The sequence below is a fragment of the Duganella levis genome (genome assembly GCF_009857605.1).
Lineage (GTDB): Bacteria > Pseudomonadota > Gammaproteobacteria > Burkholderiales > Burkholderiaceae_D > Rugamonas > Rugamonas levis.
The window spans coordinates 33,924-55,209 of the sequence record NZ_WWCT01000015.1; the positions used below are offsets into that span (position 1 = coordinate 33,924).

Consider the following 21,286-nt stretch of genomic DNA (forward strand, 5'->3'; position numbering starts at 1 on the left):
CAATAGCCACAGTTTAATGTATGACGGCAGCGCGTGCTTTTTTGCTGTCATAGGAGAATTAGAAATGTTTCATATCATTACCCTTGTTTTTCTTCCGATCGCTCTCTATAATGCTGGTCTTCGGGCGGTTAGTTCAGCTGGTTAGAATACTTGGTCGACATCCAAGGGGTCGGGGATTCGAATTCCTCACCGCCCACCAGAATTCGCAGTAAAGCGGTACAATTTAAAGCAGTAAAAACGGGCGGTTAGTTCAGCTGGTTAGAATACTTGGTCGACATCCAAGGGGTCGGGGATTCGAATTCCTCACCGCCCACCAGAACATATGTAAGAGCGAGAAAGGCATCACGGTTATGACACCGCGAACTACTACCAAGCTTTGGGAGTGACGCTAGTCAACGGGATTCTTTTGCTTGAAAAAAGAGAAAACGCGGCTAGCCCGCGTTTTTTTTCGTCTGCATCTTTTAATACCTTTTAAATTACCGGAGATCACAATGATTTCAGTCCGCCTTCCTGATGGTTCCGCCCGTGAATTCGACGGCCCGGTCACCGTTGCACAAGTGGCATCCAGCATCGCTACCAGCCTCGGCAAAGCCGCGCTGGCCGGCAAGGTCGACGGCAAAGTGGTCGACACCTCGTATCTGATCGAGAAAAACGTCGATCTGGCCATCGTGACCGATAAAGACCCTGAAGGTCTGGATGTGATCCGTCACTCGACCGCTCACTTGCTGGCGTACGCCGTCAAAGAGCTGTTCCCGGACGCGCAGGTCACCATCGGCCCGGTCATCGACAACGGCTTCTACTACGACTTTTCGTACAAGCGCCCGTTCACCCCGGACGATCTGATCGCCATCGAAAAGAAAATGGCCGAGCTGGCCAAGAAAGACGAGCCGGTCACCCGCAAAGTGCTGCCGCGCGATGAAGCTGTGGCGTACTTCAAGTCGATCGGCGAAGCCTATAAGGCCGAGATCATCGAATCGATTCCTGCTGATCAAGATGTTTCGCTGTACAGCGAAGGCAACTTCACCGACTTGTGCCGCGGCCCGCACGTGCCATCGACCGGCAAGCTGAAAGTATTCAAGCTGATGAAGCTGGCCGGCGCCTACTGGCGCGGCGACAGCAAGAACGAAATGCTGCAGCGTGTCTACGGCACCGCCTGGGCGAAAAAAGAAGATCAGGAGCAGTACCTGTTCCAGCTGGAAGAGGCGGAGAAGCGCGACCATCGCAAGCTGGGCAAGCAGCTGGACTTCTTCCACTTCCAGGATGAGGCGCCGGGCCTGGTGTTCTGGCATCCGAAAGGCTGGACCATCTGGCAACAGGTGGAGCAGTACATGCGCAACAAGTACCAGGTCAATGGCTATCAGGAAGTGAAAGCGCCGCAGATTCTGGACGCCAGCCTTTGGGCCAAGACCGGTCACTGGGATAACTACCGCGAAAACATGTTCGTCACCGAGTCGGAAAACCGCTCGTACGCGCTGAAGCCGATGAACTGCCCGGGCCACGTGCAGATCTTCAATAGCAATATGCGTTCGTACCGCGACCTGCCGCTGCGCTACGGCGAGTTCGGCCAGTGCCACCGCAACGAGCCGTCCGGCGCGCTGCACGGCATCATGCGCGTGCGCGGCTTTACCCAGGATGACGGCCATATCTTCTGCACCAACGAGCAGATCGAGCCGGAAGTGGTGGCTTTCCATACGCAAGCGATGGAAGTGTATTCGGATTTCCACTTCCACAATATCGACGTCAAGCTGGCGCTGCGTCCGGACAACCGCATCGGTACCGACGAAGTCTGGGATGAGGCCGAAGAAGCGCTGCGTTCGGGCCTGCGCGCCTGCGGCGTGACCTGGACCGAGCTGCCGGGCGAGGGTGCATTCTACGGTCCGAAGATCGAGTACCACCTGAAGGATTCGCTGGGCCGCCCATGGCAGGTCGGCACCATGCAGGTCGACTTCTTCATGCCGGAGCGTCTGGGCGCCGAATATGTGGCGGCTGACAACACCCGTCAGGTGCCGGTCATGTTGCACCGCGCGATCGTCGGTTCGATGGAGCGTTTCATCGGCATCCTGATCGAAAACTATGCGGGCGCACTGCCGGCATGGCTGGCGCCGGTGCAGGTTTCGGTGCTGAATATCTCGGACGCGCAGGCGGAATATGTGCAGCAAGTGGCTGAAAAGCTGCGCCGCAGCGGCTTCCGCGTGCAGACTGATTTGCGCAATGAGAAAATAAACTATAAAATACGTGAACATTCCGTCCAAAAACTGCCGTACATCCTTGTGGTGGGCGACAAAGAGCGGGATGCCAACACCGTCGCCGTGCGGGCACGGGGCAATGTCGATCTGGGCGTCATGTCCGTCGATGCCCTGATAGAGCGACTGCAACAAGACGTCGCCACCAAGGCCTGATCGCACTGGCAATTCATTAGATTTTAAAAGGAATCACCATAGCTACTGACAAGTCGCATCGCATCAATGGCGAAATCACTGCCCCTGAAATGCGTTTATCCGGGGTCGATAACGAGCCGCTCGGTATCGTGAGTTTGGCCGAAGCCTTCCGCCTGGCGGAAGAGGCAAATGTCGACCTGGTCGAGATCGCTCCTACCGCGGTCCCGCCGGTATGCCGTTTGATGGACTACGGCAAATTCAAGTATTCGGAGCAGAAGAAGGCTCACGAAGCGAAATTGAAGCAGAAAATCATCGCCGTGAAGGAAGTCAAATTCCGTCCGGGTACCGATGATGGCGACTACAATATCAAGCTGCGTAACCTGACCAAGTTCCTGGAAGAGGGTGATAAGACCAAAATCACCCTGCGCTTCCGCGGCCGCGAGATGGCGCACCAGGATATTGGTTTCCGTATGCTGGAACGCCTGAAAGCCGACCTGGAGCCGTACGGCCAGGTAGAGCAGTTCCCGAAAATGGAAGGCCGTCAGATGATCATGATCCTGTCGCCGAAGAAAAAGAAGTAATCTGGCTGGTATAGCAGGCAAAAAAAGGGCACAACTAGTGCCCTTTTTCATTTTATGGGCTATAATTGTCGGCTGTAGTAAATGTAGTGGACTCGCATCCACTGCACAAACAAGTGAGAGCAGGCATCTAAGAGCGACGTAGTGTTGCCACCTGTAATCCTGTTAATAGGAGCTGTCCGAGAGGGCAGAATATCTATGCCAAAAATGAAAACCAAGAGCTCGGCGAAAAAACGTTTTCGCGTGCGTCCAGGTGGTACCGTTAAATCGGGTATGGCTTTCAAACGCCACATCCTGACCAAGAAGACGACGAAGAACAAGCGTCAACTGCGCGGCACCCGTAACATCAATGCGTCCGACGTCCAGCGCGTCTACGCTATGATGCCATCCGCTTAATCTCACACTCATCTAAGGAGCTAATATGCCTCGAGTAAAACGTGGGGTTACTGCGCGTGCCCGTCATAAAAAAGTACTGAATCTTGCCAAAGGCTACCGCGGTCGTCGTAGCAAGGTATACCGTATTGCCAAGCAAGCAGTTATGCGCGCTGGTCAGTACGCATACCGTGACCGTCGTAACAAGAAGCGCGTCTTCCGCCGCCTGTGGATCGCTCGTATTAACGCCGCTTCCCGTGAGCATGGCGTTACCTACAGCGTGTTCATGAACGGTCTGAAGAAAGCTGCAATCGAACTGGACCGTAAAGTCCTGGCCGATATGGCAGTGATGGACAAGCCAGCGTTCGCTGCGATTGTCAACGTCGTTAAAGCTAAAATCGCTGCTTAATTTTTAAGCGCGGATTTACGCAAGAGAACGGGGCAAGGGTCATACCTGTGCCCCGTTTTTTGATTCAAGGATAAGAAAAACGCATGGACTCCCTGGAACAACTCGTCGCCTCAGCAGTGCAGGATTTCGACGCGGCCAAAGATGACGCCGCCGCACTGGAAAACGCCAAAGCCAAATACCTGGGCAAGACCGGCCAGGTTACCGAATTGATGAAGGGCTTGGGCAAGCTCGACCCGGACGCCAAAAAGGCGCAGGGCGCGCTGATCAACGCCGCCAAGCAGCAGATCGAAGCCGCGCTCAATGCGCGCCGTGATGCGCTGGCCGAAGCCCAATTGCAAGCCCGCCTGAACGCCGAAGCGATCGACGTCTCGCTGCCAGGCCGCGGCCGCGCCGGCGGCGGCATCCACCCGGTGATGCGTACCTGGGAACGGGTGGAAGAGATCTTCCGCTCGATCGGTTTCGACGTGGCCGACGGCCCGGAAATCGAAAACGACTGGACCAACTTCACGGCGCTCAACAGCCCGGAAAACCATCCTGCGCGCTCCATGCAGGACACCTTCTACATCGAAGGCAACGACAGCGAAGGCAAGCCGCTGCTGCTGCGCACCCACACCTCGCCGATGCAGGTGCGCTACGCCCGTAGCCACACGCCGCCGATCAAGGTGATCGCGCCCGGCCGTACCTACCGCGTCGACAGCGACGCCACCCACTCGCCGATGTTCCACCAAGTGGAAGGCCTGTGGATCGCCGAGAACATCAGCTTTGCCGACCTCAAGGGTGTGTACCTGAACTTCGTCAAGGCCTTCTTCGAGACCGACGATTTGCAGGTGCGCTTCCGTCCGTCGTACTTCCCGTTCACCGAACCGTCGGCCGAGATCGACATCGCGTTCGGTAGCGGTCCGCTCAAGGGCCGCTGGCTGGAAGTGTCCGGCTCGGGCCAGGTGCACCCATCGGTGGTGCGCAATTTTGGCCTGGACCCTGAAAAGTACATTGGTTTCGCGTTCGGCTCCGGCCTGGAGCGCCTGACCATGCTGCGCTACGGGATCAACGACCTGCGCCTGTTCTACGAAGGCGACCTGCGTTTCCTGAAGCAGTTCAACTAATACGGCACCGATAACAAGAAAGTCGAACGAATATGCAATTCTCTGAAAATTGGCTGCGTACCATGGTCGATCCGAAGATGACTTCGGACGAACTGGCCCATCTGCTGACGATGTCCGGTCTGGAAGTGGAAGAAGTCGAACCGGTCGCGCCGCCGTTCTCGAATGTGGTCGTAGGCCACGTGCGCGAAATGGCCAAGCACCCGAACGCCGACCGCCTCAACGTCTGCGAAGTAGACGTCGGCACCGGCACCTTGCTGACCATCGTCTGCGGCGCGCCGAACGTGCGTCCGGGCCTGAAAGTGGTCTGCGCCATGGCTGGCGCCGTGCTGCCGCCGGGCGCCGATGGCAAGCCGTTTGAAATCAAGGTAGGCCAGCTGCGCGGCGTCGAATCGCAAGGCATGCTGTGCTCGGCCAAGGAACTGAAACTGTCGGAAGAGGGCAGCGGCCTGCTGGAACTGCCGGACGACGCGCCAGTCGGCCAGAACTTCCGCGATTACTACGCGCTGAACGACCTCAAGTTCACCATCAAGCTGACCCCGAACAAGGCGGACTGCCTGTCGGTGCTGGGCGTGGCGCGTGAAGTGTCGGCGCTGACCGGCGTGGAACTGATTGTGCCGACCTTCCGTGCGGCTGCCGTCAATCTCGACGAAAAACTGCCGGTGAAAATCTCGGCGCCGGACCTGTGCGGCCGTTTCTCGGGCCGCGTCATCCGTGGCCTGAACGCCAAGGCGGTCACGCCGGACTGGATGAAGCAGCGCCTGGAGCGCAGCGGCCAGCGTCCGGTATCGGCGCTGGTGGACATCTCCAACTACGTGATGCTGGAACTGGGCCGTCCGAGCCATGTGTTCGACCTGGACAAGATCCACGGCGGCCTCGACGTGCGCTGGGGCCGCAAGGGCGAATCGCTCAAGCTGCTGAACGGTAACACCATCCAGGTCGACGAATGGGTAGGCGTGATCGCCGACGACCAGGAGCTTGAATCGCTGGCCGGCATCATGGGCGGCGACGCCACTGCCGTCTCGCTGGACACCCAAAACATCTATCTGGAAGCAGCATTCTGGTGGCCGAACGCCATCCAGGGCCGCGCCCGCAAGTACAACTTCTCGACCGATGCGGCACACCGCTTCGAGCGTGGCGTCGACTATGCGACCACTGTTGAGCATATCGAGCGCATCACCGCGCTGCTGGTGGAAATCTGCGGCACCAGCCACACGCAAGTGGGCCCGGTGGACGACCAGATCGTCAACGTGCCGAAGCGCGAGCCAGTGCAAATGCGCACCGCGCGCGCGCAGAAAGTCATTGGCGTGGCGCTGGACGACAAAGTCATCGCCGACATCTTCACCCGCCTGGCGCTGCCGTTCACGCTGGCCGATGGCGTATTCTCGGTGACCTCGCCGTCGTACCGCTTCGACATCGAAATCGAGGAAGACCTGATCGAAGAAGTGGCGCGCGTCTACGGCTTCGAGAACATCCCGACCGTGGCGCCGGTGGCTGCCAACACCATGATCATTGCGCCGGAAAATACCCGTTCGCTGTTCGCGGTGCGTCACCAGCTGGCCGATCTGGGTTACCAGGAAGTGGTCAATATGAGCTTCGTGGAAGCCCAGTGGGAACAGGACTTCGGCGGCAACAGCAATCCGATCAAGCTGCAGAACCCGATCGCCAGCCAGCTGAGCGTGATGCGTTCGACCCTGGTCGGCAGCCTGGTGGCCAATGTGCGCTACAACCTGAACCGCAAAGCAAGCCGCGTGCGCGCGTTTGAAATCGGCGCCATCTACCAGCGTGACGACAGCGTGCCGGACGGCCCGCTGACCGTGGCCGGCTATCACCAGCCGAAACGCGTTGCCGGCATCGCCTACGGCCCAGCCTCGGACGAGCAGTGGGGCCAGGACACCCGCGCCATCGACTTCTTCGACGTCAAGGCCGACCTGGAGCACCTGTTCGCGCCGCTGGCGCTGCGTTTCGTCAAAGCCGAACACCCGGCGCTGCACCCAGGCCGCTCGGCTCATGTATTGCTGGATGGTAACGTCATTGGCTTCATTGGCGAACTGCATCCACGCTGGTTGCAGAAATACGAGCTGCCACACGCACCGATCGTGTTCGAACTTGATGCGCTTGCCTTGCAGCAACGAGCAGTGCCAAAGTATGATGAGATCTCCAAGTTCCCGGGCGCCACCCGTGACCTGGCGGTGGTTGTCAAGCAAACGATTCCAGCGCAGGATTTGCTGGATGCATTCAATGATGCTTTGCAAACAATTCCTCAGGGAAAAATTGTGCAAGCCATTGTTTTGTTTGATGAATATCGTGGTAAAGGTTTGGAGGCAGACGAAAAATCGCTTGCTTTCCGCTTTAGCTTGCAAGATACTCAAAACACGCTGCAAGACGATGTGGTGGAAGCCGTCATGGCTGCCGCCAGCGATGCCGCCAAGCAGAAACATGCTGCGCGTCTGCGCTAGCAAGTATTGCATTTTTGACTAATAGGGAGTCCGGCCTGCGCCGGACTTGTTCATTTTTGATAAAGGCAGGGCTGGAAAATTAATAACAACGACGTTGATTCCGCCGTACTCCAATCCGCATTGGCTGCCGATCTGCACCGGGCCATGCAGGTTGCCAAAGTGCGCCAGGATGCTGAAAAAGATTTGCCCACGCTGACCAAGGCGGAACTGGCCGAACTGTTGTTCGAGCAGGTTGGCCTGAACAAGCGCGAGGCCAAGGACATGGTGGAGACCTTCTTTGACGAGATCCGCAATGCGCTGGAGCGCGGCGAAGCCGTCAAATTGTCCGGTTTCGGCAATTTCCAGCTGCGCGACAAGCCGCAGCGTCCGGGCCGCAACCCGAAGACCGGCGAAGAAATCCCGATCACGGCGCGCCGCGTCGTGACCTTCCACGCCAGCCAGAAGCTCAAGGGCATGGTCGAAGAGAGCAATCCGATGGCGCGCGCCGCCTGAACGGGAGCTGAGTCGTCATGAACGATCGTCTCGCCAAGTCCGAACTGGTGGTACTGCCGCCGATCCCGGCCAAGCGCTACTTCACCATCGGCGAAGTCAGCGAGCTGTGCGGCGTGAAGCCGCATGTGCTGCGTTACTGGGAGCAGGAATTTACCCAGCTCAAGCCGGTCAAGCGGCGCGGCAACCGCCGCTATTACCAGCACCACGAGGTGCTGCTGATCCGTCGCATCCGCGAACTGTTGTACGAGCAGGGCTTCACCATTAGTGGGGCACGCAATAAACTCGACAGCCGTGCCTACGATAGCGCCGCCGCGGAGTATGATGCGGGAACGGTCAACGGCGTGCATCCGTCGGCCGTTGTACCCCCGCTGGACCGCGACTTGATACGCGGCGAATTGCTGGCGATCCTCGGCTTGCTCAAGCAAGACTAAGAAGCCCGCGCACCGCTGGCGCAAAGCGCGGCGGGCGGAGAGTGATTGCTGCTATACTTCTTTCAATATTATTTTATTATCAGCGACGCTGATGCACGGTGGCGGATAGCCCGGCTTCGATCGGGTACGACGAGAGGAAACAATGATACGCGTTGCCATTTGTGACGACCATCAAATTGTAAGAGCAGGCTTTAAACAGATTTTTTCATCCTCGGACGATTTCGAGGTGGTGGCGGAAGCCGGTACCGGGCGCGAAGCGCTGGATATCGCCCGTCGCGAAATTTGCGATGTGCTGTTGCTCGATATCGCTATGCCTGACCAGAGCGGTATCGACACCTTGCGCACCATCCGTCAGGGGCAGCCTGATCTGCCGGTGCTGATCCTGTCCGGGTATCCGGCGCAGCAGTACGCGCTGAACCTGTTCAAGATGGGCGCCAACGGTTACCTGAACAAGGAGTGCGAGGCGGACGAGCTGATTACGGCGGTGCGCACGGTATTCCAGGGCCGCCGCTATGTCAGCTCGCAAGTGGGCGAGCTGCTGGCGCAAAGCTTTGACCGCGACCCCAACAAGGCGCCGCATACCGAGTTGTCGGATCGCGAGTTCCAGGTGTTTCTGCGCCTGGCGCGTGGCTCGACCGTGTCGGATATCGGCGTGGCGTTGTCGCTGAGCATTAAAACCGTCAGCACCTACCGCACCCGCATCATGGAAAAGATGGGCATGCAGTCGAATTCGGACCTGACGTACTACGCAATGAAGAATAATCTTTTAGATTAGCAACACGTGCGCACCGTTGGGGTGCGCACAGACGCATCAACTTTTCTTCCAGTCTATAATTGGTATGCTTGGCGTAGTTACGCCTTGCCCCAATCGTGAAGGAAACGGATGTATTTCACCGTCGAAACAGCGCCGCATCACCGCTTGCCGCTGTACAAGACTCTCTTGTGCGTGACTTGCGCGTTGCTGCTCATCGTCAACGGTTTCAGCCTGTTCCACAATTTGCAAGCATTGCGCGGTGCGCAAGTCCTGCTGAGCCAGACTGCGCGCGTCGCCGACCGCCTGCAATACCTGAACGTGCTGGTGCTGGATGCCGAGAGCAGCATGCGCAGCTATTTCCTGTCCGACCGCGACGCCTATCTCGGGCCGACCCGTACCGCGTTGACCGACAGCGAAGCCGAGTTCAAGGAACTGGAAAAGCTGCTGTCCGACAATCCCTCGCAATTGAAGAACCTGACCCAGCTGCACACGCTGGTGCGCCGCCGCCTGAGCATCATGAGCCAGGCCATCGACGTCTACCGCGATGGCGGCTTGCAGGAAATCGTCAATATCGCCAAGCTCAGCGACGATCGCTCCAGCATGGATGAGATCCGCCTGCTGGTGGTGATCATGGAGCAGGAGCAGAACGAAACGCTGAACGTCCGCAGTGCCGCGTTCTACAAGGAATACCAGAAAGCCGTGTGGCTGGGCGTCAGCATCAATGCGCTGGCGATCCTGGTGCTGGTGATGTTCTACCAGCTGGTGCGGCGCAGCTTTGCGCACCGTGCGGCGGTTGAACACGCGCTGCAAAGCGCCAACGAAAATCTGGAAACCACGGTCGAGCAGCGTACCGAGCAATTGTCGGTGCTGTCACGCCGCCTGATCAGCATCAGCGAAGAAGAGAAGATGCACCTGTCGCGCGAATTGCACGACGAGCTGGGCGCCAATCTGACGTCGATCAGCATGGATATTGCCGCCGTCACGCAGCAACTGCGCCATAGCCACCCGGAACTGGCCGAGCAACTCAAGCGCGCCCGTGGCACGCTGGTGGAAACGGTGGAGATGAAGCGCCGCATTGTCGAGAATCTGCGGCCGAGTCTGCTGGATAATCTGGGCTTGTGCGCGGCCATCGAAAGCTATTGCATGGAATTCACGCGGGCCTCGCAAGTGCGCTGCGATTGCAGCGTGGCGGCCGAGATTGAGGGATTGAGCCGGCATTCCGGCGACTTGTCGATTGCCTTGTTCCGCATCGTGCAGGAGTCGCTGACCAATATCCGCAAGTACGCCAAGGCCAGCCGCGTGACGGTCACGCTGAACCGCACCACGGAAGGCTTGATGCTACGGATTATCGATGACGGCATCGGCATCGCGCCGGATACCATCATCAAGCCGATGTCGCATGGTTTGCTGGGGATGCGCGAACGCGCCTTGCAATTGGGCGGCGTGATGAATATCCGCCGTGGCCGTAACGATACCGGTACCTGTATTGAAGTGGCGATTCCGCTGCGTCACCGCGAGGGCATGACGCCGCCACCTGAGCCGACGGCGCAGGAGCGCCGCGCCAACATGACGCCGACCATCCTGCCGCCGGCGATCAGCGATGTGATCAGCAGCGCGCTACATCCAGGCGCAGACGGTCAAACTCCGTCTTCGCAACCTTATAGCACTCACCCGCATACGCCTCCAAGCCTGAGCGATCAAGCACAGTGATGTTGCCGCGGCGGTAGGTGATCAGGCCTTCGTCCTGCAACTTGCCGGCGGCGGCGGTGATGCTTTCGCGGCGCACGCCCAGCATGATCGAGATCATTTCTTGCGTGACTTTCAGCGAGTTGGATGGCGAACGGTCCAGGCGGTCCAGCAGCCAGCGGCACAGCTTCTGTTCGATCGAGCTGTGACGGCCGCCGACGGCGTTTTGCGCCATCTGCGCGAACAGCGCGGTGTTGTAGCGCATCAGCAGCGCCGGCAGCGCACCGCCACGGGCGAATGCGGCGCGCAGGTGTTCGGCCTTCATGCGGTAGCCATAACCGGCTGCCTGCACTACTGCGCTGCACATGGCGCGCTCACCTTCAAACAGCGATACGCCAACCACGCCTTCGTGGCCGATCACGGCGATCTCGGTGGTGGCGCCGTCTTCCATCACGTACAGCAGCGAGACAATCGCCGAGGTCGGGAAGTGCACATACTCCATTGCATTGCCGAACTCGAACAGTTCTTTGCCAAATGGCAGTTGCACCATTTCCAGATGTTCAAACAAGGATTCCAGCACCTCGCGCGGCAGGGCGGCCAGCAACTCGTTTTGCTGAGCGCCGGTGTAGGTGACCGCAGGCCGGGACGCAACTTTGATTGCTTTGGCGCCGACCGGTAAAGCGCGGGCGGTCTTGGTGGTTGCGTTGACTTGGGTATTGTTCATGGAGTTCCTCACAAAGCTAGTTACGTGTTGGTGTAACTTTATGGGGAATGTGAATTACCGAACATAAGAGCAGGGGACGCACAAATGTAGGCATGTGCCATGCACACTTGTAGTCCTGATCCTACATGGTCAGGGATGACCTGTCTTTATCGTGGAGGCAGGGGCATAATGTCACACATCCAAAATAAGCGGCGCACGAATATGCATGTACTGGTGGTAGAAGACGATGCAGTGTTGGCGGATGGCCTCAGTCGCGTGCTGGGCGGCCACGGCATGGCTGTGGAAGTGGTCGGCAATGGCACCCAGGCGGATCACCTCCTACAACGCGCCGTCACAGCCGAGGTGGTGGTGCTGGACATCGGCCTGCCCGGTATGGACGGCTTCGAGGTGGTGCGGCGGCTGCGCGCGCGCGGCAGTGCGGTGCCGGTGCTGCTGCTGACGGCGCGTGACGCCATCGAGGACCGCGTGCGCGGGCTGGAGCAGGGCGCCGACGATTACCTGGTCAAGCCCTTCGCCACCGCTGAACTGGTGGCGCGCGTGAAAGCGCTGGCGCGCCGCAATACGCCGAAGCCGGCCGGACTGTCGCTGGGCGACCTGTCGCTGGACCTGGCCGCCAAGCGCGCGCGCGTCGGCGATAAGGTGATCGAATTGTCGGTGCGCGAATGGGCGGTGCTGGAATACCTTCTACAGCATGCCGCGCGCGTGGTCTCCAAGCAGCAGATCATCGACGCCATCCTGCCGTGGGGCGATGATCTGACGCTGAACGCGGTGGAAGTCTACATCTCGCGCCTACGCTTGAAGATTGCCGATGCCGGCGTGGCGATCCGTACCATCCGCGGCTTCGGCTACGTGCTGGAACTGGCCGCATGAGCGGCAGCATCCGCCTGCGCCTGCTGCGCTGGGTGATCCCGCCAGTGCTGCTGATGAATCTGCTGGCCGGCGCGCTGGCCTACATGCTGGCGCCGCCGCCATTGCGCGAAGTGGTGCTGCGCACGCTGGTGCTGCTGGAAATCGTGTTTGCGCTGGGCTGCGTCGGGCTGGTGTGGTTCTCGGTCAGCAACGGACTGCGGCCGCTGAGCCGCCTGCGCGCCGAGCTCAACGCGCGCGAAGGCGACGACCTGGCGCCGATCGCGGCGGTCGAGGTGCCCTACGAGCTGGAGCCGGTGGTGTCGGCCTTCAACGGCCTGCTGGCCAAAGTGGGCGAGGGCGCGCAGGCGCGGCAGGATTTCCTGGCCAACGTCGCGCACCAGCTGCGCACGCCGCTGGCTGGCCTCAAGACCCAGCTGGAATGGCTGGGCGCGCGTCACACGGAGCCGGATACCGCCAAGTCGGTCGGCCTGATGCTGTCGGCCACCGAGCGCATGATACGCCAGACCAACCAGCTGCTGGCCCTGGCCCGCGCCGAGCCGCATCACTTCGAGAAAACCCGGCTGGAGCCGCTGGCGCTGGACGCGCTGGTGGCCGACGCGGTGCAATCCTTCGTCGACCAGGCGCGGCTGAAAAACATCGACATCGGCTTCGACCTGGCGCCAGTCACCGTAATCGGCGACCGCTTCCTGCTGCGCGACCTGATCGATAACCTGATCGACAACGCCATCCGCTACACGCCGCCGCACGGCGCGGTGACGGTCAGCGTGCGGCCCAAGCTGCTGATCGTGGAAGACAACGGCCCCGGCATTCCACTGGCGCGGCGCGAGCAGGTTTTCAATCGCTACGTGCGGCTGGACGACAAGACCCACGGCAGCGGCCTGGGCCTGGCGATCGTGCGCGATATCGCCGTGGTGCACGGCGCGCGGCTGACCATTTCCGACCCGCCGGGCGGCCAAGGCGCGCTATTTACGGTCAAATTTGCCTGACTTTGTGCGCTTGTCAGCGGTTTGTCAGGATTTCCTCAGGGAAATGCAAGCTGGCCACGTTATACTTTCTCCATAGAACAATTTTCGTCTATGGGGACATCATGAAACGCGCACATGCAGGCTTTACCCTGATCGAACTGCTGGTGACCGTTGTCATCATTGGCATTTTATCGGCGGTGGCGATTCCGATGTATGGCGACTATGTCACCCGCAGCCGCCTGACCGAAGCCTTCACCGCGCTTGGCGCGGCGCAGCCGGCGGCCGAACAGTTCTGGCCTAATAGCCGCACCTATGCCGGCTTCGACGGCGCCACCGGCTTCCCGGCCGCCAGCACCAACTTTACCTATGCGTTGAGCAATGCTGGCGCTTCCAGCTACACCCTGACCGCGACAGGCATCGGCAAGATGAACGGCTTCGTCTACACGCTCGACCAGAATGGCAAGCGCGCCACCACCGGCAGCCCAAGCGGCTGGGGCACCAGCGCCGATTGCTGGGTCGACCGCAAGGGCGGGAAATGTTCGTCCAACTAAATCGCCGCGCAGGAGGCTTTACGCTGATTGAGATGATGACCACCATCGTCATCATGGGCGTTTTGCTGGCGATCGCCATCCCCAATATGAGCGCCTGGCTGGTGGCCACGCGGGCCCGCTCGGCCAGCGAGTTCTACATGGAAGGCTTTGCGCTGGCGCGCCGTCAGGCCGTCAGCCACAACAGCGAGAGCCGCATCACGCTGACCGTCAATCCCGGCACCGGCCAGTTGGACTGGCAGGTCGACATTTGCTTCCCGCGTCCCGGCACGCCGTGCGACGACAACAGCGGTTCCTGGTCCACCACCAATGCCGCCGCCGGCAACGACCCGCAAGGCACCGCCGGCTACCGCTCGGTGTTCCGCGCCGCGAGCGCCTTGCCCGGCACCGATGTGCTGGCCCCGAGCATCCTGCCGGAAGGCGCGACCGCGATTTATTACACGCCGCTGGGCTGGGTCGATCCGACCATTGACGAGCGCCTGACCCAGCTGCGGCTGGACCCGGCCGCGGCCTATAAGCGTGACGTGCCGGTCAGCGCGCTGGCGGTCTCGCTGGCCGGCATGCCGACTAAATGCGATCCGACCAAGACGGCCGGCGATTCGCGGGCGTGTCCGCCATGAAGCGCCGCCGGCACAGCCGCGTACAGCGCGGCATCGCGCTGCTGGAGGTGATGATCGCACTGGTCATCCTCGGCATCGGCCTGCTGGGCGCGATCGGCATGCAGGCGCGTGCCTATTCGGTGCTGTCGGACGCCGGCTTGCGCGCCGAGGCCACGCTGGCGTGCGAAAAACTGGTCGGCACCATCAGCACCGACGCCGCCAATGTAGCCAACTACGCGCTGGCCGAAGGCGCCACGCCCAACAGTACCATCGGCCCGTGGGCGCGCGAAACCGGCGCCGCGATTCCGGGCGCGGTGATCTCGGTGGTGGTGACGCAGCAGACGCGCCGCAGCCAGGTCGACATCAGCATCCGCTGGACCCGCAAGGCGGGCTCGGCGCAACTGCGCCAGCAGCTCACCGCTTATATAGGCTCCTGACATGCGCCGCGTGCTTGCTTCCCGCCATGCCGCCGGCTTTTCGCTGGTTGAACTGATGGTCAGTGTCGTGATCGGCATGCTGGCGATTCTGTTTGCCACGCGGCTGATCATCAGCGGCGAGCAGACCAAGGACGGCGCGGTCGGCGGTTCCGACTCGATGCAGAACGGCATGCTGGCGCTGTATTCGATCAGCAACGACGCCGCGCAATCCGGCTGGGGTCTCAACGACACGCTGGCGGCCGGCTGCCAGACCAGCTTCAGCGACAGCGGCGGCTACGCGCTGGCGCAGATCAGCGTCAACGGCGTCACCCGCACGCCGCTGGCGGCGGCCGTGATCCAGCCTGGCGGCGCCGGGTCGGACGTGATCTCGCTGTATGCCGGCAAGTCGGCCGCCGCCGTGGCGTCGCTGCGCATCAATGGCGAGATTGTCGCCGGCGCCAGCGTGCTGCCGACCACCACCCAGGCGCCGTTCGGCTTTGCCGCCGGCGATGTGCTGCTGGTGGTGCCGGAACCGGCCACGGCCGCCAATCCGGCCTGCTCGATCGTGCAGATGAGCGGCATGCAGGCGGCGCCAGACAACGACAAGATCGCCCTCGGTAGCGGCAATAATTTCCGCTTCGGCCCGGCCGCCGGCATTCAAAACGGCTATGCGAAAGGCGGCGGCCGCATCTTCAATCTCGGCGCGCCGGGTCGGCTGGCCTTCCATACGTGGTCGGTGGCCGGCGGCACGCTGCTGCTGCGCGCCACCGACCAGTCCGGCGCTAGCGCGCAGGGCGTGTCGGTGACCGACAACATCGTCGCGATCAAGGCCCAGTATGGGCTGGACACGCGCGTCATGACGATCTACAACCCGCTGCCGGCGCCAAGCGGCAGCGGCGTGCAGCTGACGCAATGGAGCAACACCATGATGGACGCCGACAGCGACCTGGTCGTTGCCGGGCCGGGCGATTTCCAGCGCGTGGTGGCGTTGCGGCTGGCGGTAGTGGCGCGCAGCAAGTCGGCGCAACGGCCGGGCAGCGACGGCCAGTGCCATGCCACCGATACCAAGCCGACCCTGTTCAATACGGCGGTGGGCAGCGCGGCAGCGGTGCCGGTGACCGTCAACGTCGCCGTCACCGGCGATCCGATCGCCTGGCAGTGCTACCGCTACCGGGTATTTGAAACCGTGGTGCCGGTGCGCAACGCGCAATGGAGGCCATGATGGCGCGACTACCCCGCTCCGGCCAGCGCGGCATCGCCTTGCCCATCATCCTGATCATGCTGACGGTGATGCTGGTCAGCAGCATCTACCTGCTGCGCGCCAGCACCTCGACCACGCTGACGGTGAACAACCTGGCCTATGACGCCGCGCTCAGCAAAGAGGCCGACCTCGGCGTGCACGCCGCCTTCGAATGGCTGTCGCAGCCGTCCACCAAGGCGCTGCTGGTGGCCGACAGCGCCGCCAACGGCTATGTCGCCACCATGAATCCCATGTGGACCGTCAGCACGCCGGCGTTCTGGACCGGCTCGGTGACCAAGGATCCGGTCGGTGGCGGCAGCCGCGTCGAATATGTGATTCACCGCATGTGCACCTTTGCTGGCACCTACAACGCCACCTCGCCGGCCAACAGTTGCATGTTGAGCGCGGCCAAGCAGGGCGTGGCCGCTGCGGTCGCGCTCGGTTCCAGCCTGGGGCAGAGCTCGGTCGTGTACGACAACCAGCCGCAGCTGCACTACGTAGTTACTGCGCGCATCTTCGGCCCGCGCGGCGGCAACGTAGTGGTGCAGTCGGTCGTGATGATGGGGCCTTGAGGCCGGTTTTTAGAATGGAACGATCATGAGATTCCCGCTGCCTTCACCGGCCCGCCGTATTCTGTTGAGCCTGATGCTGCTGGCGTCGGCCGCCGCGTTTGCGGCCCAGACCCAGATCGCCCAAGTGCCACTGCTGAACATCACCGGCACCGGCACCGTCAAGCCGAATCTGATGCTGTTGTTCGACAATTCCGGTTCGATGGACCAGGCTTACACGCCGGACTACGTGGACGACGCCATCTGCCGCGGCGCCGCCACGCTGGCCGCCAGCGCGGTCAGCTGCTCGCCCGGCCATCCGCCGTACATGACGGCCGACTTCAACAAGCAATACTACAATCCGGCGATTCTGTACGCGGTGCCGGTCAAGGCCGACGGCACCTTCTATCCGTCGCAGACCACGTTCACCAAAGTCAGCAACGACGGCTTCAGCGTGCGCTATAGCGTGCTGGGCGGCACACCCAGCAGCAATGCCTCGACGGTCAACCTGCTGACCGACTTCCCCGACATCCGCTGGTGCAATCCCAACAACAGCAACGACTGCGGCACCAATACCACCACCTACACCTATCCGGACGCCACCCACACCTCGGCCACGCAGATTGCCGGCGGACCGTACTACTACAACATCGGCGTCACCGAATACTGCACCGACGACACCATGACCGTGTGCCGCACCACCTCGGCGGGGGCGGCCGCGCCGACCAATTATCCGGTGGCGGTCAAGGTGCGCTGGTGCAGCGACAAGGCGCTGACCGTTTGCCAGGCCAAGCAGGTAGGCGCGTTCAAGTATCCGCGTTATTCGACCTCGGCCGGTTCGGTGGCGGCCTACGCCACCATCGCCATCGGCACCTCGCTCGCTACCGGCGCGCTGGACATCAGCAGCGTGAGCATCAATGAGGGCGGCACCAGCACCACGCTGACGTCGGGGCCGGTCACGGCTTCCGGCGGGACCACCACCGCCATCAACCGCCAGACGATGGCCAATGCGCTGGCGTCCAACATCAACAGCTATGGCGACACCAGAAATCCCGCGACGCTGCGCTATCTGGCCTGCGTGCGCACGCCGCCATCCGGCAGCAACGTGCCAACCTGCGCCGGGCTTGGCATCACACTGAGCGCCGACAACATTGTCGGCGTGGTGGCGGTCGATTGCAGCAGCACGACCAAGACCGCCGTGAGCTGTCCGCGCATCTTCGACGCCTCGCGCTCGGGCTATGCGCTGACGGTGATCACGTCGCCACCGGCGGTGGTGCCGTCCACCGCGCTGCTGAGTATCGCCGGCCCGGCCACCAATACGCTGTTCTTATCGACTACCATCAAGCTGGACAGCACCACACTGGCCAGCAATATCTCGATCCCCGCCAAAGCCAGCGCCACCACGGCGGCCAGCACGATTGCCAGCGCCATCGGCGTGAATGGCAACGTCCGCGGCTACGTCGGCGGCAATGGCGTGACCGACATCTGCGGCGCCGCCAGCACCAGCACGGTCTGTCTGGTGAATGTGGCGGCCACCGGCAATGGCCAGACGCCATCCGCTAGCACCGTCTCCGGCCTGACGTTTTCGGCGACCAAGAGCGCCGGCTTTCTCGATACCATTCCGATTGTGACGGCGCCGATGTCGGGCGGCTCGACCGGGCCGAGCAGCTTCGTCCGCGTCAACATCGTGACCGGCAACACCTATCCGAAGGGCAGTGACCGCACCGATTGCGTGGCCCAGTCCGGCGTCTGCACCTACCAGGAGGAAATGACCAACTTCGCCAACTGGTACGTCTACTACAAGACCCGCTTGCAAATGATGAAGACCTCGGTGGGGCTGGCGTTCGCCGCGCTCAACGCCAATTACAAGGTCGGCTTCGCCAAGCTGTCGGTGGTGGCCACCGGCGGCGCCATGGACATCATACCGGCCGATTTCACCGGCGCTTCGCGCACCAGCTGGTACACCAAGCTGTACGCCACCACCACCTCCGGTTCGACGCCGACCCGGCCGGCGCTTGACAATGTCGGCCGCATGTTTGCCAATCAGACGCCGTACCAGTATGCGGCCGGCCAGGAAGTGGTGCAGTTTCCCTGTCAGCAGAACTTTGTGATCCTGACCACCGACGGCTACTGGAACGGTGGCTCGACCAAGAACTACAACGACGATTATTCGCCGGTGGTCAACAACGACAACGCCGAGAGCACCGCGCGCTTCTGCAGCTACGCCTCCGGCTGCGTCGATACGCGGGCCCAGAGCGTGCCGTCGCTGGCCGACGTCGCGCTGCACTGGTACAACGGCGGTTCCAGCGACGACACCATCTCGCTGCGGCCGACGCTGGAACCGAATATGGCCAAGGCCGGCTCGGTGCCGGCGCGTTCCGGCGAAAACACCCACCTGCACATGAACACCTACACGCTGGGCCTGGGCGTGGACGGCGTGATGAATTACGACCCCAACTACGACACCACCGCGCGCAAGGTCGGCGGCGACTTCTACAACCTGATCACGCGCGTGGCCACCGGCTGCCCGTGGAACAACAACGGCCCGTATGTGTGGCCGAATCCGGATGTGACCAACGGCGGCAATACGGTGCAGGAACGCGTGGACGACCTGTGGCACGCGGCCGTCAATGGCCACGGCAAGTATTTCAGCGCCTCGCAGCCGAAGGAAGTGGTGGCCGGCCTCAGCGAAGCGCTGTCGAATATGCAGATCCGCCTCGGTGCGGCAGCGGCGGCAGCGACCTCGACGCCGAATATTTCGCTGCAGGACAACGACATCTTCTCCGACACCTTCACCACCGTGAAGTGGTACGGCGAACTGGCTGCCAAAAAAATCAACACCTCGACCGGCGAAGTCGGCAGCGCCGTCACCTGGACCAGTTCCGACACAGTCGGCCGCAATCCCGGCGCCACCGGTCCGGCGGGACGCATCATCAAGATGCTGGACACCACCAACAACACGTTGAAGGAGGTCACCTACGCGAACATGAGCACGCTGGAAAAAGGCTGGTTCAGCAACAAGTGCACAGCGCTGGCGCAATGCACGCTGCTTACCACGGCCGAGCGCGCCACGGTCAATGACGGCACCAACCTGGTCAACTGGCTGCGCGGCGCCCAGACCTATGCCGACGACCGCTTGTTCCGCGCCTACACGCTGACCGACCACACGCCGGCCGGCCTGAGCGGCCCGATTCCGATCCTGCTGGGCGATATCGCCTCGTCCAAGCCGGCCTATCTGCGCGACTCGCGCAAGAATTACACGCGGGCCGGCTATGCCGCCTTCAAGGCCGGCACGCAAACCCGTCCGGCGACGGTGCTGACCGCCGCCAACGACGGCATGCTGCACGCCTTCGACGCGACCAACGGCAACGAGCGCTGGGCGTATATGCCGCGCATCACCATGAAAAAGCTGTATTTGCAGGCCAGCACCACCTACGGCACCAATCACCAGTTCAGCACCGACGGCTCGCCGGAGCTGGCGGACGTGCAGATCGGCGGCGTCTGGAAGACCGTGATGGTGGCCGGCCTCAATGGCGGCGGGCGCGGCTATTACGCGTTGGATGTGACCGATCCGATTAATCCGGTGGCGTTGTGGGAATTCTGCGCCGACTCCACCGTGTGCAGCCGCAATGATCCCGACATCGGGCTGACCTTCGGCAATCCGCAATTCGGTTTGTGGAACAACCAGTGGGTGGTATTCCTGACCTCAGGCTACAACAATGTGCCGGGCACCGATGGCGTCAGCACCGGCAGCGGCCAGGGCATCCTGTACATCGTCGATGTCGCCACCGGTGCGGTGCTGAAGAAAGTCTCGACCCAGACCGGCGATGCCACCACGCCATCCGGCCTGGCCAAGATCACCTCGATCAGCAGCGATCCCAACCTGGACCCGGTCACCACCTACATCTACGGCGGCGACAACAACGGCCGCATGTGGCGCTTCGACCTGACCGACGCCACCGGCGCCACTGTGCCGGTGATCAAAATGGGCGACGCCGGCACCACCAAGCCGATCACCACCCGGCCGGACGTGACGCTGTGCGCCATGACCACCAGCAGCACCAACAACGGCGTCACCAGCAGCGCGACCACCGCCCAGCGCGTGGTGCTGTTCGGCACCGGCCGGCTGCTGGACGTGCCGGATACCACCAACACCGATGTCCAGAGCTTGTTCCTGCTGAAGGACAGCGGCGCCACCATCAACAACGTGCGCGGCAGTACCATGGTGCAGCAGACCCTGAGCCAGGTCGGCACCAGCAGCAACATCACCTTCGCGCTGACCAGCAACCCGGTCGACCTCAGCCAGAAAGACGGCTGGTTCTTCGACTGGAGCATCACCGCCGGCGAGCGCATGAACCTCGACCCGCAAATCGTCAGCGGCGTCGCCAATGTGGTGACCAATCTGCCATCGTCGTCGTCGGCCTGCTCGGTGGGCGGCACCAGCAATGCCTACCAGGTTGACGTCTGCACCGGCACGGCGCTGCCGAATACGCCGGCCGGCACCATCCTGTCGTCGGACTCGGCGGCGGTCGGCTTCATCATCTACCGCTTGCAAAATGGCCAGCTGAAGATGACCAGCACGCTGGCGACCGGCGTCACCAAGACCGGCCAGCTACAGGAAGGCAAATCGGCCGATGCGCATCGGGTAGGCTGGCGCCGGGTGCAGGGGGAATAAGTTACTGTCGCCGGGGCTAAGAGCCGGTATAATCGAGGGTTT

The 21,286-nt window shown here is 61.7% G+C and carries 19 protein-coding genes and 2 tRNA genes; 20 read left to right on the plus strand and 1 reads right to left on the minus strand.

Annotated elements, in window-relative coordinates; translation table 11 throughout:
• The first annotated feature begins 122 nt into the window (after window positions 1-122).
• From GTP69_RS18040 to GTP69_RS18095, 12 genes are all read left to right on the plus strand, one after another.
• Window positions 123-199 (plus strand) — tRNA-Val (locus GTP69_RS18040).
• A gap of 40 nt (window positions 200-239) precedes the next feature.
• A tRNA-Val gene (locus tag GTP69_RS18045) sits at window positions 240-316 on the plus strand.
• A gap of 175 nt (window positions 317-491) precedes the next feature.
• On the plus strand, window positions 492-2,399 hold the full coding sequence (gene thrS, locus GTP69_RS18050) for a threonine--tRNA ligase (protein ID WP_161046208.1): 1,908 nt from the start codon (window positions 492-494) through the stop codon (window positions 2,397-2,399).
• 20 nt (window positions 2,400-2,419) lie between these two features.
• Complete coding sequence (gene infC / locus GTP69_RS18055) at window positions 2,420-2,959, plus strand: translation initiation factor IF-3 (protein ID WP_371868013.1); 540 nt, start codon at window positions 2,420-2,422, stop codon at window positions 2,957-2,959.
• A gap of 195 nt (window positions 2,960-3,154) precedes the next feature.
• Window positions 3,155-3,352 carry a 50S ribosomal protein L35 gene (rpmI, locus tag GTP69_RS18060; RefSeq protein WP_110849662.1) on the plus strand — a complete coding sequence of 66 codons (198 nt, stop codon included), beginning with the start codon at window positions 3,155-3,157 and terminating at the stop codon, window positions 3,350-3,352.
• Between the two features lie 25 nt (window positions 3,353-3,377).
• Window positions 3,378-3,737 (plus strand): 50S ribosomal protein L20, encoded by a 360-nt coding sequence (gene rplT / locus GTP69_RS18065; protein WP_056156032.1) that lies wholly within the window; start codon window positions 3,378-3,380, stop codon window positions 3,735-3,737.
• Between the two features lie 83 nt (window positions 3,738-3,820).
• Complete coding sequence (gene pheS, locus GTP69_RS18070; RefSeq protein ID WP_161056162.1) at window positions 3,821-4,840, plus strand: phenylalanine--tRNA ligase subunit alpha; 1,020 nt, start codon at window positions 3,821-3,823, stop codon at window positions 4,838-4,840.
• 32 nt (window positions 4,841-4,872) lie between these two features.
• A complete protein-coding gene (gene pheT, locus GTP69_RS18075) occupies window positions 4,873-7,296 on the plus strand; it encodes a phenylalanine--tRNA ligase subunit beta (protein WP_161056163.1) in 2,424 nt (807 codons plus the stop codon).
• Window positions 7,297-7,440: 144 nt separating this feature from the next.
• On the plus strand, window positions 7,441-7,788 hold the full coding sequence (locus GTP69_RS18080) for an integration host factor subunit alpha (protein WP_019919772.1): 348 nt from the start codon (window positions 7,441-7,443) through the stop codon (window positions 7,786-7,788).
• A gap of 17 nt (window positions 7,789-7,805) precedes the next feature.
• Window positions 7,806-8,219 carry a MerR family transcriptional regulator gene (locus tag GTP69_RS18085; protein WP_161056164.1) on the plus strand — a complete coding sequence of 138 codons (414 nt, stop codon included), beginning with the start codon at window positions 7,806-7,808 and terminating at the stop codon, window positions 8,217-8,219.
• A 142-nt stretch (window positions 8,220-8,361) separates the two neighbouring features.
• Window positions 8,362-8,994 carry a response regulator gene (locus GTP69_RS18090; protein WP_110849666.1) on the plus strand — a complete coding sequence of 211 codons (633 nt, stop codon included), beginning with the start codon at window positions 8,362-8,364 and terminating at the stop codon, window positions 8,992-8,994.
• Between the two features lie 108 nt (window positions 8,995-9,102).
• A complete protein-coding gene (locus GTP69_RS18095; protein ID WP_161056165.1) occupies window positions 9,103-10,683 on the plus strand; it encodes a CHASE3 domain-containing protein in 1,581 nt (526 codons plus the stop codon).
• Here the strand turns inward: GTP69_RS18095 and GTP69_RS18100 are convergent.
• Window positions 10,580-11,383 carry a Crp/Fnr family transcriptional regulator gene (locus GTP69_RS18100; protein WP_161056166.1) on the minus strand — a complete coding sequence of 268 codons (804 nt, stop codon included), beginning with the start codon at window positions 11,381-11,383 and terminating at the stop codon, window positions 10,580-10,582. The two genes, GTP69_RS18095 and GTP69_RS18100, sit on opposite strands and share 104 nt — an antisense overlap.
• Window positions 11,384-11,584: 201 nt before the next feature.
• On the opposite strand from GTP69_RS18100, the gene GTP69_RS18105 reads away from it, so the two are divergent.
• From GTP69_RS18105 to GTP69_RS18140, 8 genes are all read left to right on the plus strand, one after another.
• On the plus strand, window positions 11,585-12,253 hold the full coding sequence (locus GTP69_RS18105) for a response regulator transcription factor (protein ID WP_161056167.1): 669 nt from the start codon (window positions 11,585-11,587) through the stop codon (window positions 12,251-12,253).
• Window positions 12,250-13,239, plus strand: coding sequence for a sensor histidine kinase (locus GTP69_RS18110; RefSeq protein WP_161056168.1), 990 nt, complete (start codon window positions 12,250-12,252; stop codon window positions 13,237-13,239). The genes GTP69_RS18105 and GTP69_RS18110 overlap by 4 nt, the downstream gene beginning before the upstream one ends.
• A gap of 101 nt (window positions 13,240-13,340) precedes the next feature.
• The gene (locus GTP69_RS18115) at window positions 13,341-13,769 is read left to right on the plus strand and encodes a type IV pilin protein (RefSeq protein WP_161056169.1); all 429 of its coding nucleotides are present in this window, start codon (window positions 13,341-13,343) and stop codon (window positions 13,767-13,769) included.
• A complete protein-coding gene (locus GTP69_RS18120) occupies window positions 13,754-14,386 on the plus strand; it encodes a pilus assembly FimT family protein (RefSeq protein WP_161056170.1) in 633 nt (210 codons plus the stop codon). Before GTP69_RS18115 ends, GTP69_RS18120 begins: the two co-directional genes overlap by 16 nt.
• Window positions 14,383-14,802 (plus strand): type IV pilus modification PilV family protein, encoded by a 420-nt coding sequence (locus GTP69_RS18125; protein ID WP_161056171.1) that lies wholly within the window; start codon window positions 14,383-14,385, stop codon window positions 14,800-14,802. Before GTP69_RS18120 ends, GTP69_RS18125 begins: the two co-directional genes overlap by 4 nt.
• Window position 14,803: 1 nt before the next feature.
• Entirely contained in the window at window positions 14,804-16,003 is a 1,200-nt protein-coding gene (locus GTP69_RS18130) for a PilW family protein (protein WP_161056172.1), read from the plus strand.
• Window positions 16,000-16,593: a pilus assembly PilX family protein gene (locus tag GTP69_RS18135; protein ID WP_229261031.1), complete on the plus strand. Its 594-nt coding sequence runs from the start codon at window positions 16,000-16,002 to the stop codon at window positions 16,591-16,593. Before GTP69_RS18130 ends, GTP69_RS18135 begins: the two co-directional genes overlap by 4 nt.
• Window positions 16,594-16,618: 25 nt before the next feature.
• A complete protein-coding gene (locus GTP69_RS18140; protein ID WP_202424474.1) occupies window positions 16,619-21,244 on the plus strand; it encodes a pilus assembly protein in 4,626 nt (1,541 codons plus the stop codon).
• The last annotated feature ends 42 nt before the right edge of the window (window positions 21,245-21,286 follow it).